Raw genomic sequence first — 14,024 nt, forward strand, 5'->3', positions numbered from 1 at the left:
TTGAGCGGAACCGAGTTGAGCGAACCAGTTTCAAAACCTCTGCTGACTGTCGATGGCCTCAGTGTCGAATTTGGCGCGAGCCGTGTCGTTGACGATCTGAGTTTCTCGGTTCATCCGGGTCGCACGCTGGCCGTGGTCGGAGAGTCCGGTTCGGGCAAGTCCATCACGTCGCTTTCCATCATGCGGCTTGCCGATATGAGCGGCGCGAAATTCCCGTCTGGCCGCATTCTGTTTGGCGAACGCGATTTGCTCAAGGCCGATCAAAAGACGATGCGGAGTATTCGCGGCAAGGAGATCGCCATGATCTTCCAGGAGCCGATGACGTCGCTTAATCCCGTTTTCACCATCGGCAACCAGCTATCTGAAGTGCTGATGCTGCATGAGGGCATGACCCAGCAGGCGGCGCTTGCCGAGGGTAGGCGGCTTCTGGAAATGGTGCGGCTGCCGGATGCGGAAGGACTGCTGAAGCGCTATCCGCACCAGCTTTCTGGCGGGATGCGCCAGCGCGTCATGATCGCCATGGCGCTTGCCTGCCGCCCGAAACTGCTGATTGCCGATGAGCCGACCACCGCACTCGATGTGACCATTCAGGCCCAGATACTGCACATTATCAGAGATTTGCAGCAAGAGCTTGAAATGGCGGTGATTTTCATCACACACGATATGGGCGTGGTGGCGGAAATGGCCGACGATGTCGTCGTTATGTGGAAGGGCAGGAAGGTCGAGGAAGGCCCGGTCGGGCAGATTTTCTCGAAGCCGGAACATGCCTATACCAAGACGCTGCTATCGGCAGTGCCGAAGCTTGGCAGCATGACGGGCGAAGTCTTTCCCAAACGGATGCCGGTCATGACCATGCGTGACGGCATGCCTGTTTTGACGGGCGAGGAGCGCATTCAGGACACGGCGCGTTATGGCGACAAGCCGTTGCTTTCCGTAGACGATCTTTATGTACGCTTTCCGATCAAGAAGAACCTGTTCGGGAAGGTCACGCATGTCTGCAACGCCGTGTCGAAGGTCGCATTCAATATCTATCCGGGTGAAACGCTGGCGCTGGTCGGTGAATCCGGTTCGGGAAAATCGACCATAGGGCGCACCATCCAGCAATTGCAGACGCCGCTTTCCGGCGATATTCGCTTCAACGGCAAGGCCTATTCGGCCATGAGCGCTGCCGAGCGATATGCCATGCGCCGCGAAGTGCAGTATATTTTCCAGGACCCGTTTGCATCGCTTGATCCGCGCAAGACGGTTGGCTTTTCCATTGCAGAACCGATCCGCACGCATGGCCTTCTCGACAATAGTAAGGCGATCAATGCGCGCGTGGCAGAATTGCTGGAGCGGGTTGGTCTCGGCCCGGAACATGCCAAGCGCTATCCGCACGAATTTTCCGGCGGTCAGCGCCAGCGCGTCTGCATTGCGCGTGCGCTTGCCTCCAAGCCGAAGCTCATCATTGCCGATGAAGCTCTGTCGGCGCTTGATGTTTCCATTCAGGCGCAGGTTATCAACCTGTTCATGGACCTGCAAAAAGAGCAGGGGCTCGCATATCTCTTCATCAGCCACGACATGGCGGTGGTCGAAAAGATGAGCCACCGCGTCGCTGTTCTTTATCTCGGCCAGATCATGGAACTCGGCTCGCGGCAACAGGTTTTCGAAACACCATCGCATGACTATACGAAGCGACTTCTCTCGGCTGTGCCGATTGCCGATCCGTCGGCGCGCACCAACCGGCCTGCGCTGGAAGGTGAAATTCCAAGCACGACGCGCCGGATTGATGACAAGCCGCCGATCTATCGTCATCGCGAGATCGCAGCCGGACATTTCGTGGCCGAAACCGTCTGACGCATAAAGTTCAACAGAAACCCAAAGGGGAAAACAATGATAAGGAAGACACTTAAAGCCGTTCTCATGGCTTCCGCCCTCTCGGCGGCTGTGTTTGCATCTGCTCCGGCCTTTGCTGCCGGAAAGCTGACCATTTCGTCGCCGCAGGACCCGGGCAGCTGGGACCCGATCGACACTTTCCTCGTCAACTGGGCTTCTGTCGCCACCAATATTTTCGATGGTCTTGTCTATCGCGGACCGGACCTCAAGATCGTTCCGGCACTGGCAACCTCATGGGAAGAGCTGGATAACGGCAAGCGCATCCGCTTCCATCTGCGCGAGAACGTCAAGTTCCATAATGGCGAGCCGTTCAACGCCGAAGCCGTCAAGTTCACCTTTGATCGCCTGCTCGGTGACGAGGGCGCGAAAGGCCCGCAGCGTTCGAACTATATCGCCATCGAGAAGGTGGAAGTTATAGACGACAAGACCGTCGATTTCCATCTGAAGGCGCCAGATCCGGTTCTGATCACCAAGCTGGCCGGTTATGGTGGCATGATCGTTCCGCCAAAATACATTCAGGAAAAAGGCGACGATTATTTCAACACGCATCCGGTCGGTACCGGGCCATTCAAATTCGTGTCCTATGAACCGAAGGTGAGCATCAAGCTTGAGGCTTTCGCTGATCATTGGGGCGGTGCGCCGAAACTTTCCGAACTGGAATATCGCTTCATCACCGAGCCTTCGACCGCCGTTGCCGAACTTCAGGCCGGGCGCGTCGATCTGGTCATTCCGCCGACCATTCCGATTGGCATGATCCCGACCATTCAGGGCGATCCGAAGCTGGAACTCGTCACGACGGCAGGCCCGACGGTCTATGCCCTGCGCTTCAACACGGCTGATGGCATCACCAAGGACGAGCGCGTTCGCAAGGCGCTGATCATGGCGGTTGACCGCGATGCGATCATCCAGTCCATTCTGGCCGGTCAGGCAGAACCGATTGCAAGCTTCCAGGGCTCGCTGTCCTTCGGTTTCGATCCGAACATGAAGCCGCTGCCTTACGATCCGGAAGGCGCGAAGAAACTGCTCGAAGAAGCGGGCGTCAAGCCCGGCGCAACCGTGCAGATCGATGTGCGCGGTCAAGATGCAAGCTTCAATGAAGTGGCGCAGGCTATCGCAAGCTTCCTGCAAATGGTCGGCGTCAGTGCCACCATCAAGCCTTATGACACCAATGTTTTGCTGAACGATATCATCCCGCAGGGCAAGACCGGCGCGATGTTCCAGCAGGCCTGGGGCGGCTGGACCTTCGACTACGATAACACCGCCTATTCCATGTACCATTCCGGCGAGAAGTGGAACCCGTACGACAAGGACGAAAAGCTCGACAAGATGCTGGAAGCGCAGCGCTCGGTTATTGATCGCGGCGAGCGCGAAAAGCTCTTGCAGGAAATCGCGGTTTACGCTGCCGACCGTGCACTCGAAATGCCGCTTTACAATCTCAAGGCAATCTTCGGCGTCAACAAGCGCGTGAAGAACTTCGTGCCGGTTCCCGACAGCCGTCTGCGTCTCACGGACGTCACTGTCGAGTAAGCAAGAATGACAATACGGCAAGCCGGTCATATCCGGCTTGCTGCAGCATTTTGGAGGCGCACTGGTGGCCGGATTTCTGATCAAACGAATTTTGCAGGCGTTGTTCGTGCTTGTCGCGATGACGCTGCTTGTCGCTTTCGCGGTCCGCCTGACAGGCGATCCGGCATTGATGCTGACGCAAGGCGCGGGCAGCATTACCGAAGCTGATCTTGCGCGCATCCGTGAAGGCCTCGGTCTCAACCAGCCGTTCTTCGTTCAATACTGGCAGTTCCTGAAGGGACTGTTCACGATGGATCTGGGGCGCAGTTTCCTCGGTGGAACGCCGGTTTCCACGCTCGTTGCTGGCGCTCTGCCCGCCACGCTGATGCTGGCCTTCGCCTCGCTGTTCGTTTCTATCGTGATTTCCGTTCCACTCGGTATCAAGGCTGCGGTGTCGCGTGGAAAATGGGCCGATCAGCTGATCCGCATCTGCTCGCTGGTGGGCCTGTCCTTTCCGAACTTCTGGCTGGCGACCATGCTGGTGCTGCTGTTCGGCATCTCGCTGCAATGGCTACCGCCAAGCGGCATGAGCGGCATTGCAAGCTTCATCATGCCCGCGCTCACCATGGGCGTCATCCTGACTGCAACCAATGTTCGTCTTGTGCGCACGGCGATGCTGGAGACGCTGCAATCGCAATATATTATGGTGGCGCGCGCCAAGGGGTTGAGCGAGAACAAGGTTCTCTACAAGCATGCGCTGCGCAATTGCGCCATTCCGTTGATCACCTATCTCGGGCTTCAGTTCGGCGGTCTTCTCGGTGGTATCGTCGTGGTGGAACGCGTGTTCAACTGGCCGGGCATGGGCACACTTGCCTTCGACGCGGTGGCCGGGCGCGATTATCCTGTCCTGCAGGCCACCATCGCGATCCTTTCCATGCTGATCATCGGCGTCAATCTTCTCGTGGACATCGCTTATGGCCTTGTCGATCCGCGTATCCGCACGGAGTAGGACCCATGGCAACCAAGACCTCATCCGTTCTGTTTTCGCGTTTTGCGAGCCTCGAATTCATCGTCGGCGTCGTGCTGACCGGCTGCATTTGTCTGGCGGTGATTTTCTCCGGCTATCTGTTTCCGGGCGGCGCCAACAAGATCGATCTCCTGGCGCGCCTGACACCGCCATTTGTCAATCAGGCCCATATTTTCGGCACAGATCCGCTGGGCCGCGATGTGCTGGCGCGTGTCATCACCGGCGGCAAGATTTCGCTGTTTGTCGGTTTTGTCTCGGTGATCGGCTCCGTTCTTATCGGCACCATCATGGGTCTCGTCGCTGGCTATTATCGCGGCTTCTGGGATATGGCGCTGATGCGCTTTGTCGATGTGCAGCTGGCCATGCCCTTCATTTTGCTTGCCATCACTGTGATGGCCATTCTGGGTGGCGGGCTTTTCAACACCATCATTTTGCTGATCGTCTCGCAATGCGTGCAATATGCGCGACTGGTGCGCGGCTCGGTGTTGTCGTTGCGCGAGCGCGAGTTCATCCTGTCAGCCCGGGCCATCGGCGTGAAGGATTGGCGCATCATCTTCCAGCACCTGCTGCCGAACCTGCTTGGTCCGGTCATCGTGCTGATGACGCTCAATGTCGCCAATAATATCCTGCTGGAATCGAGCCTGACCTTCCTCGGCCTTGGTGTTGATCCGACCATTCCAAGCTGGGGCGGCATGCTGGCCGATGGTCGCACTTATCTCCAGACTGCATGGTGGGTGAGCATTTTCCCGGGCCTCGCCATTCTGTTCACGGTGCTTGGTCTCAATCTTCTTGGCGACTGGCTGCGCGACAGCCTAGATCCAACCGGCAGGACTTCCCGATGAGCGTGCTTTTTGAGAAAACCTATCCGCGTACGGTTCATGCGCTTGTCGAACGCTTCCTGAAACCGGAAATGCGCGGCGCGAAGGTGGAAGCATGGCTGTTCGATGACCAGCCGAGCCGCTTTGCCGCGGAAACGACGTTGCGCGAGGCTGGTGTCGAGGTGCGGCTGCGCTCGGCTTATAAGCCGCTCCTGCATTTCTTTCTGGAAGAAGTTGATGGCTCTGCGCTGAAGTCGGTAGCGATCCGTTATCCGCGTCATGACGCCTGTGTGCAGAACAGGTTTCTGCTTGAGACCTATCCTTTATCAGCGCTTCTTCCGGAGACGGAGATAGATTTCTCGGCTTCGGGCAAAGACGATTTTCATTATGAAGTCGATCTGGTCTTTGCCGATGGCCATAGCGAGAGCCGCCGGGTTTTCGCACCGAACCGCGTGCATGTGGATTTCATCGGCGAAACGCTGGTGTCGCCGACCGGCTGGCTGGCCGTCACGCAGCACGGCAAGATTGAAAGCGCGCGCTATGAGACATCCTATGAAAAGCTGTTTCATGACACCGTCGCGGCCATCGCCGCCCATGACTGGAAGCGTGGCGAACCTTATTTCGATGAGCTGAACATCGCGCTCAGTCTGCCGATCACCGACCGCCGCCTGCCTTACGATGAGGAAACGCTGAGCCTCACCGAAGCCATGCACGAGGATATTTACTTCTCGCTGCTCGAAGTTTTTCAGAAGAAGTCAGGTCGCCCGGTGGGCGATCGTGGCTTGCAACCGGGCCAGATCGTGCCGGAAGTCCGCTTTCGCGATGCCGAGCCGTCGGTCAAAGTGGAGACACGCTCGCTTTCAACCGATGACGCGCTGACGGCAGAACAGGTTCTGGAGACGGCGCAAGCGCCGCTTTCCGCCGATCAGATCCGCCGCGAAATCACCAGACTGGGCGGCAAGCCGTTCGAGGCAAAGACCCGTTCAGGCAGAACGGTGCGCGCGACCTATCGCAAGGGCAGCGATGCCGCGATGATGATCAGCGCCGGACAGCACGCCAATGAAACGACGGGCGTTGTCGGGGCGTTGCGTGCGGCCAACCGGCTTGCTGCGCGCGAAGGCGCGCATTTCACGATCTCCCCGCAGGAGAATCCGGACGGATACGAGATACACAAGCGGCTTTGCGCACTTCAGCCGCACCACATGCATCACGCCGCGCGCTATACGGCGCTGGGTGACGATCTTGAATATCGCAGCGGCGAGGGGCTTTACGAAAAGGCCATTCGTGTCGAGGCTGAAAAGCTGACGGATGCGAAACTGCACGTCAACCTGCATGGTTATCCATCGCATGAATGGACGCGTCCGCTGTCCGGTTATGTGCCGCGTTCCTTTGCCATGTGGACGCTGCCGAAGGGCTTTTTCCTGATCATCCGCCACCATGCCTCCTGGGAGAAGGCAGCAGAAGAACTAATCGACCGCGTGACGAAACATCTGGCCGCGATTGATGGCTTGGTTGCCTATAACAATGCCCAGATCAGGCTGTTCGAGCAGCATGCAGGCGAAACGGGTTTCCGCATCATAAATGGGTTTCCGTGCCTCGTCGGCGTGGATGACCGCCATACGGCGCCATTGACGCTGATCACCGAATATCCGGATGAGACGGTTTATGGCGATGCTTTCGTCAAGGGACATACCGCGCAAATGGAAACCGTGCTGGCATCCTATGATGCCTTGCAAATGCTGTTTCCCTCGGATGCGGTTGCTTAAAGATAATAGACGCCAATGCGTTTGTCGCCGATAATTTCGACGGCAATCTCCATCTCGTAAATGTCTGCAAGGATTTCCGGATGAATAAGTTCATCCGGGCTTCCTTGATGCACAACCTTGCCGTGGCGCATGGCGACTATGTGGTCGGAATAGCACGATGCGAAATTGATGTCGTGCAGAACCAGAACAACGGTTTTTCCAAGTTCGTCTGCAGCTCGCCGCAACAACTTCATCATTGAAGCTGAATGCTTCATATCGAGGTTGTTGAGCGGTTCGTCCAGCAGCACATAATCTGTATCCTGGCATAGCACCATTGCTACGAATGCACGCTGGCGCTGTCCGCCCGAAAGTTCATCCAGAAAGCGTCCGCTTAGATCTTCAAGACCGAGATAGCCGATGGCCTGCTCGACATGATTGCGGTCTTCACTATTCGGGCGGCCTTTAGAATAGGGATAACGACCGAAGGTTACGAGGTCGCGCACGGTCAGGCGGGAATTAATCGCATTTTCCTGTCGTAGGATCGAAAGGCGTTTTGCCAACACATCACCGGATGTCGTTGAAACATCGAGTCCGTCTACGGTCACACGACCCTTGTCCATTGGCAGGAGACGGCTCACCATTGAGAGCAGCGTCGATTTTCCTGCCCCATTCGGCCCGATGATCGAGGTTATGCCGCAAGCAGGCAATTTCAGGGACACATCATCGACGACAAGTGTGCTGTTGTAGGATTTGCTGACTTGGCTGATTTCTATCAACGCGCGTGCCCCCTGACGAGAAGGATAATGAAGACAAGGCCGCCCAGAAACTCGATGATGACACTGAGTGCGGTATTGAACGAGAAGACCCGTTCCAGAATGGTCTGTCCGCCAACGATGCAAAGGATTGCAAGCAAGATGGCTATAGGCAGGATAAACCGGTGTTTTGCCGAGCCGGCAAGCATGTAAGCCAGATTGGCGACCAGAAGACCGAAAAAGGTTATAGGTCCAACCAGCGCGGTGGAAACGGAAACCAACACTGTGACCATGAACAGGATTTTGCGCACGATGCGTCGATGATCGACGCCCAGATTGATTGCCGGATCTCTGCCGAGTGACAGGACGTCAAAGACATAGACGAAGCGCAGACCGTAGAGCGAAACAGCCGCGACAATAACGGCTGACATAATCAGAATGTCGCTATTGATGGTGTTGAAACTGGCGAAGAAACGGTCTTGCAGAACAGCGAAAAGATTTGGATCAAGCATCCGCTGCATCAGGTTGGAAATGCTGCGGAAAAAGACACCGCAGACAATGCCGACAAGCATAACGAGGTGCAGGCTGCGCGTTGCTCCGGAGAAGAGCCAGTAATAGAGTGTACCAGCGAAAACCACCATGATAGCGGTTTCTGCCAGAAAGCGAATATTCGGTCCGATCCAATCGATTTGAACAGCGCCGAAGAAGAAGACTACCAATGTCTGAATCAGAATATAAAGCGCGTCGAACCCCATGATCGAGGGGGTTAGGATGCGGTTGTTCGTGACTGTCTGGAACAACACCGTTGAAACCGCAATCGAGTATGCGACCAGTACCATGGCTGCAAGCTTGGTGCCGCGGAAGGACAGGATGAAAGACCAGCTTCCCTTTGCGCCGACTGTCATGAATGCTGCCACTGCAAGCAGAGTGATCACAGAGAGGAGCGAGAGGATCAAGGTAGGGCGCTTAAGCAAGGCGTGATCCCCGCCGCAACAGAAGATAGAGGAATATGACGCTTCCCACGACTCCCATCATGGTACCGATTGGAATTTCGTAAGGAAAGCGGACTACTCGCCCGACAATATCGCAGGCAAGAACAAGTCCAGCGCCGAGTATTGCAACCCACGGTACAGCCCGCCGCATATTGTCGCCGATGAACATGCTGACGACGTTCGGGACGATAAGGCCAAGGAAAGGTATCATGCCAACGGTCACGACGACTGATGCGCTGACCATCGAAACGATGACAAGGCCAAGTGTGACTACACGGCGATAATTTAGGCCAAGGTTGGTGGTAAAATCCTCGCCCAGTCCCGCGACCGTGAAGCGGTCAGCGGAAATGTAGGCGATGACTGTAAGGAAGAACGCAAGCCACAAGAGTTCATAGCGTCCGCGAAGAACGCCGGAAAAATCGCCGGTTGTCCAGGAGTTGAGCGATTGCAGAAGATCAAAGCGGTAAGCAATGAAAGTAGTGATTGCGCTGACAACACCACCAAGCATGATGCCGACCAAGGGCACGACAAGAACGGATCGCAACGGAATGGCGCGAAGAATGCGAAGGAACAAAGCAGTTCCGGCAAGCGCCGTGACAGAAGCGACCAGCATTTTTCCGATTACAGGCGTTTCCGGTGCGAACAATATGACCAGAAGGATGCCAAGACTGGCTGATTCCACTGTGCCTGCCGTCGATGGTTCAACGAAACGGTTGCGTGTCAGCATCTGCATGATCATGCCTGAGACGGCCATGGACATGCCCGCCAGAATGATTGCAAGGGTGCGTGGAATACGGCTGACAAGCATGACTTCGGCGGCACGGTCAGTGCTTTCGGTGCCGAATAGCGTGCTCAGCGACACATCGCTGACGCCAATAAACAGGCTGATGACAGCCAGTATGGCGACAACGGCAATGGCTGCTGCAAGTCCCTTCACGCTCGTTTCCTGTTCTGTTGCCTGATCACGGTTTCGGGCCACCTGCTATAACTGTGTGGCCCGACCGGATTGGGTTTGGAAAGCTGTTACTTTGCTTTGTCGAAAGCCTGGGAAAGCTGATCGATCGTGCCGTGAAGCGCGCCGAGACCGCCACCAATCAGATACCAGTTCTGAGCGTTCAGATAGACAAGCTGCTCCCTTTTCCAGGCATTGGTCTGGCGCACGAGCTCATTGTCTAGAACCTGCTTTGCCGAATTGCCTTCACGACCGATGGCGGCGTCACGATCGATGACAAACAGCCAGTCGGGATTGGTTTCGAGGATAAATTCCGAGCTCACGGGCTGGCCATGATTGCCGATGGAAAGGTCAGGCGCTGCAGGCTTGACCCCGAAACTGTCATGCAAGACGCCGAAACGCGAACCGGGGCCATAAGCGCTGATTTTGCCGCCGGAAGTGAGGATCAGAAGGCCGGTGCCTTTGTTGGCGGCCTTTTCCTTCAATGCAACAAGTGCGGCATCAAGCTTCTCGGCTTCCGCCTTTGCTTCTGCTTCCTTCCCGAAAATCTGGCCAAGTTTCTCGACATTGGCTTCAGTGTCGGCGATGAAATTCTTCGCATTGGTCGTTAGATCGATGGTTGGAGCGATCTTCGAAAGCTCACCATATTTCGCAGCCGAACGACCTGCCACAATAATAAGATCTGGTTCTGCCGCATTAACGGCTTCATAGTCAGGCTCGAACAATGTGCCGATTTTCGCATACTCGTCGCCCTGATATTTCTTCAGATATGCAGGAAACGATATGCCGCTGGGAACACCAGTCACCTTGACGCCAAGGCGATCCAGATTGTCGAGGGTGCCGAGATCGAAAACCAGTACCTTAGCTGGTGAGGCTGGAACTGCTGTTTCACCCTGAGCATGCTTGATAGTCACATCAGCAGCATTTGCAGTTGAGGCAATGCTCAGCGCCATTATGGCGGCACCGCACAAGCGTGTAACCTGTTGAGCGATATTCAGCATGATGTTCGATCCTTTCATCAATCCTGTGCTTTACAGTCAAGTATCTTCTCCGTCAAAGACCGAGAGAGAAAATTCAGTTGTTTTTGCCCTTGGGGTTTTGTCCGAGCACAATGAAATTAAGGCTGTCCGCCACCGTGAGCGGTATCATTGAGCCGTGGCTCTCATCCTCGAAACGATGAAAGGCTGCGCCAACTTGCGGTAGTTCAGAAAGCTCTTTGAAGATGTCTGAACCGGAAGGTCCGCCACGCAGTTTCTTCAAACGGTCATCGTCCTGCTTCGTCTGGCCGGGGCGGCTACCACGTTTGCCGGAGGTTTCTATAAGCAAGCGGATTGGGCGAGGGGCATCCTTGAAGCGCGTGATGAACTGATTTTTATCAGTTAGAATTGAACGATCATTCCACCAGATCGATGGGTCCGCTGCGCTATAGCTCTGGAAGGAATTCGTGTGGTTGAACAAGGCATAAAGGGTGAACAATCCGCCCAGAGAGTGGCCGAACAGGGCCTGTCGGCTTTTATCGACGTTGAAACGCTTTTCGACTTCCGGCTTTACCTGATTGTCGATGAAGTCGAAGAATGCATCTCGTCCTCCAGTCTTTGGTACATTGAAGTGGACTGGGATCAGATCGTCAGGTGTCGGAGGCGTGAGGTCGAAATATCGCAGGCGGACGATTTCTTCCTGATTGTCAGTCGGGTAGCCGATGCCCACAAATACAGCCTTCAGGGCAGAGTTTTCTGCCATGAGCTTTGCTGCAATCGGCAACATGCGATTGCCGTCGACCATGTATATGACAGGATAGCCACCTTCGGGTGCAGCCTCCTGCGGTGCAGCGGTGAATATACGATAGGCGATGCCGTTGGCTTCCATATCAAAGGACGAGGTGGAAGGCTCAGCAGCCTTCACGGTGGAAGCCATCAGTATCCCCGTCATCATCAGGCATGCTTTCTTCACGATATTCGTCAGTGCGCTCATAAGAGCATCCCATTCATGCAAAAGACGCCAGCCATTGCGGGCAGGCGTCTTTTTGTTGTGATACTAGAAGCGGGAAGTCATACCGACCCAGAGGCGACGACCATCGACGACTGTATTGAAGTCATCAACATCAACCTTCTTGTCGAAGACGTTGTAGACGGCAGCGTTCAGAGTAACATTCTCGCTGAAGTCATACGAGCCGCCGATATCGAAGGTTGCATAGGGCTTGTACTTGCGAGCGACTACCTTGCCGTTCCTGTAGACGGGTTCACCGGCTGTGCCGATACGCGCACCCGCATTGGTTTCTTCGCCGTGGTAGTTACCGCTGGCCCATGCACTCAAGCCTTCAACCGGCGTTATCCAATCTGCACGCAAGCTGGCCATGTGCTTCGGTGTACGTGTCAGAGGCAAGCCCTTGTAGTCACCGGTCTGCTGTTCGGAGTCGGTGTAGGTATAGTTGCCGCGCACGGTAATTGTGTCGGTTGCTTCCCAGTTGAAGGTTAACTCCACACCTTGCATGACGGCTTCATCGATATTGAAGCTGTACCAGAGACGATAGTTCGGATCTTCGCTCCAGCGAATTGGATTACCATTGGCATCCGTCACCAGCGCATTGCTGATCTTGTCTTTGAAGTCCGTGTAGAAATAGGTTGCGCCGAGGCGAAGGCCAGACTGGTTGTCCCAGAGAACACTCGCTTCATAGCTTGTGCTTTTTTCAGGCTGCAGATCTGGATCGCCGATGATTACGCCGCAGGTGCCGTTTGGACCATACGAGCATCCCGCGCCGCCCGTCGTATAAGCATATCCCGGGGCGATAGTACGGAGTTCCGGTGCACGGAAGCCGGTGGAGATACCGCCCTTGAACGTCAGTTGTTCAGTTGCGTGCCAGACGGCATAGCCGCGTGGGCTGAAATGGGAGCCATAAATCTCATGGTCGTCCATACGCAGACCGCCTGTCAGGGCGAAGTCTGGCGTGATCCACCATTCATCTTCTGCAAAGAGCGCCCACTGGCGAACGCTGAACTCTTCATCCAATCCGGTACGACGTCCTGGGTTCTGATCGGTCAGCACCGATTGCGAAAACTGTCCACCGGTTACCAGCGTGTGATTACCGTAGAATTCGAACGGAGTTGTGAACTTGCCATCGAGTACCGAATTACGGATATGCGGCGAACGCAGGTTCTCGACGTAGCTCTTGGTCTTGTTGTCCCAATTGAAATTGGTGCGTTCTGCCCATTCTTGCTGGAATGAGAATTCCGACGTTGTCGGTCCCCAGCGACCAGTATGGCTGATCGACCAATGATCGCGATCATTGTAGTTGTAGGAATCCGAGCCCGATGCCGCCGTGTTGCCGACGGTGGCGTCGCGACGAAGGCGAGTCTTGCCCAGCTCGAGCATGATATCATGATCTTCATTCGGCGTGATTGTAACGCGACCGGTGATGTCGATATCTTTCTGTTCTGGCGTCCCGCTGACGATATTGTCTTCCTGCCGCTTGAGACCGCGTCCCCAGACCTGAACGCCGACGAGGTTCGGGACCAGCGGCCCGGTCATGTAGTAAGACCCCTGCAACGAATTTCCGAATTTGGAATGCTGCTGAACCGTGCCGTCTACAGAGAAAGAACCGCTCCAGGTGTCCGATACTTTCTTGGTGATCACGTTGATAACGCCGCCCATTGCGTCCGATCCGTAGAGCGAAGACATGGGGCCACGAATGACCTCGATCCGTTCGATTGCATTCGCAGGCGGTAAGAAGCTCTGCTCGAAGCCGGAGTTGCCGTTGGTGCGGGCATCGCGCGTGCTCTGGCGCTTCCCGTCAACGAGCAGCAAAGTATAAGAACCAGGAAGACCACGAATGAATATGTCGCGCTCGGCCGCCGGACCTGTCACCGCGACGCCCTGAACGTCTTTCAGAGCATCGGTCAGATCGCGATAGGCGCCTTTTTCCAGCTCTTCGCCAGGAACGACAGTGATGCTTGCCGGAGCGTCGGTGATGTTCTGTTCGAACCCTGTTGCCGTGACAACAATCTGATTAAGTTTGACAGCTCCATCAGCGGTCGTTTCGATGCCCGCTTCCGTTGCCTTTTTCTTCTTGGTGCCAGCTTCGTCTGAAGTTGCCTCTTCCGCAGCGTTGATCGCGGTTTGCGCGATGGCATTCATTTCGCTCAGAAGTAGCGTTGTGGAAAGACACGTCCCCGCAAGGATCGCCCGATAAATGAGCGATTTGCTGGCCAAACGCCTGTTTTGTGTACCATCGGCCCACAATCCCCGAAACAAGCTGGTCATTTTCGTCACCGTTTAAAGTTGAGTTTTCAAGTCTCCTTATGTATGGCTGTCGGGTGACGTCAATCGTGATGTTTTATAAGTGTTCTAAATTTCAAAAACC

11 protein-coding genes are annotated in these 14,024 nt (G+C 55.4%); 5 read left to right on the forward strand and 6 right to left on the reverse strand.

The features are described from left to right. From ABDF71_RS23610 to ABDF71_RS23630, 5 genes are all read left to right on the forward strand, one after another. Window positions 1-1,836 carry an ABC transporter ATP-binding protein gene (locus ABDF71_RS23610; RefSeq protein WP_258124203.1) on the forward strand — a complete coding sequence of 612 codons (1,836 nt, stop codon included), beginning with the start codon at window positions 1-3 and terminating at the stop codon, window positions 1,834-1,836. Between the two features lie 36 nt (window positions 1,837-1,872). Further along, window positions 1,873-3,402: an ABC transporter substrate-binding protein gene (locus ABDF71_RS23615; RefSeq protein WP_151663105.1), complete on the forward strand. Its 1,530-nt coding sequence runs from the start codon at window positions 1,873-1,875 to the stop codon at window positions 3,400-3,402. Between the two features lie 64 nt (window positions 3,403-3,466). Further along, window positions 3,467-4,390, forward strand: a complete 924-nt coding sequence (locus ABDF71_RS23620) for an ABC transporter permease (protein ID WP_036587650.1) — start codon at window positions 3,467-3,469, stop codon at window positions 4,388-4,390. A 5-nt stretch (window positions 4,391-4,395) separates the two neighbouring features. After that, window positions 4,396-5,250, forward strand: a complete 855-nt coding sequence (locus ABDF71_RS23625; protein WP_029927154.1) for an ABC transporter permease — start codon at window positions 4,396-4,398, stop codon at window positions 5,248-5,250. After that, window positions 5,247-6,992 (forward strand): M14 family metallopeptidase, encoded by a 1,746-nt coding sequence (locus ABDF71_RS23630; protein ID WP_043062861.1) that lies wholly within the window; start codon window positions 5,247-5,249, stop codon window positions 6,990-6,992. Before ABDF71_RS23625 ends, ABDF71_RS23630 begins: the two co-directional genes overlap by 4 nt. Here ABDF71_RS23630 and ABDF71_RS23635 read toward each other — a convergent pair. The 6 genes from ABDF71_RS23635 to ABDF71_RS23660 all read right to left on the reverse strand — a co-directional run bounded on the left by ABDF71_RS23635 (window position 6,989) and on the right by ABDF71_RS23660 (window position 13,924). Further along, window positions 6,989-7,747: an iron ABC transporter ATP-binding protein gene (locus ABDF71_RS23635; protein ID WP_029927159.1), complete on the reverse strand. Its 759-nt coding sequence runs from the start codon at window positions 7,745-7,747 to the stop codon at window positions 6,989-6,991. The two genes, ABDF71_RS23630 and ABDF71_RS23635, sit on opposite strands and share 4 nt — an antisense overlap. After that, window positions 7,744-8,697 (reverse strand): iron chelate uptake ABC transporter family permease subunit, encoded by a 954-nt coding sequence (locus ABDF71_RS23640; protein WP_010658985.1) that lies wholly within the window; start codon window positions 8,695-8,697, stop codon window positions 7,744-7,746. Before ABDF71_RS23640 ends, ABDF71_RS23635 begins: the two co-directional genes overlap by 4 nt. Further along, complete coding sequence (locus ABDF71_RS23645) at window positions 8,690-9,652, reverse strand: ABC transporter permease (protein ID WP_258124211.1); 963 nt, start codon at window positions 9,650-9,652, stop codon at window positions 8,690-8,692. The genes ABDF71_RS23640 and ABDF71_RS23645 overlap by 8 nt, the downstream gene beginning before the upstream one ends. Before the next feature lie 86 nt (window positions 9,653-9,738). After that, on the reverse strand, window positions 9,739-10,686 hold the full coding sequence (locus ABDF71_RS23650) for a siderophore ABC transporter substrate-binding protein (RefSeq protein ID WP_373418742.1): 948 nt from the start codon (window positions 10,684-10,686) through the stop codon (window positions 9,739-9,741). 55 nt (window positions 10,687-10,741) lie between these two features. Beyond that, window positions 10,742-11,638, reverse strand: coding sequence for an alpha/beta hydrolase (locus tag ABDF71_RS23655; protein ID WP_029927163.1), 897 nt, complete (start codon window positions 11,636-11,638; stop codon window positions 10,742-10,744). Window positions 11,639-11,701: 63 nt separating this feature from the next. After that, the gene (locus ABDF71_RS23660) at window positions 11,702-13,924 is read right to left on the reverse strand and encodes a TonB-dependent receptor domain-containing protein (RefSeq protein ID WP_094515672.1); all 2,223 of its coding nucleotides are present in this window, start codon (window positions 13,922-13,924) and stop codon (window positions 11,702-11,704) included. Between the last annotated feature and the right edge of the window lie 100 nt (window positions 13,925-14,024).

This window comes from Ochrobactrum sp. WV_118_8 (genome assembly GCF_039631535.1).
Classification (GTDB): Bacteria; Pseudomonadota; Alphaproteobacteria; order Rhizobiales; family Rhizobiaceae; genus Brucella; species Brucella anthropi.

Excerpts from the sequence above, each read along its gene's own strand:
- ABDF71_RS23625 (WP_029927154.1), top strand. The coding sequence starts at position 4,396 with ATGGCAACCAAGACCTCATCCGTTCTGTTTTCGCGTTTTGCGAGCCTC.
- ABDF71_RS23630 (WP_043062861.1), top strand. The coding sequence starts at position 5,247 with ATGAGCGTGCTTTTTGAGAAAACCTATCCGCGTACGGTTCATGCGCTT.
- ABDF71_RS23655 (WP_029927163.1), bottom strand. The coding sequence starts at position 11,638 with ATGAGCGCACTGACGAATATCGTGAAGAAAGCATGCCTGATGATGACG.
- ABDF71_RS23615 (WP_151663105.1), top strand. The coding sequence starts at position 1,873 with ATGATAAGGAAGACACTTAAAGCCGTTCTCATGGCTTCCGCCCTCTCG.
- ABDF71_RS23650 (WP_373418742.1), bottom strand. The coding sequence starts at position 10,686 with ATGAAAGGATCGAACATCATGCTGAATATCGCTCAACAGGTTACACGC.
- ABDF71_RS23660 (WP_094515672.1), bottom strand. The coding sequence starts at position 13,924 with ATGACCAGCTTGTTTCGGGGATTGTGGGCCGATGGTACACAAAACAGG.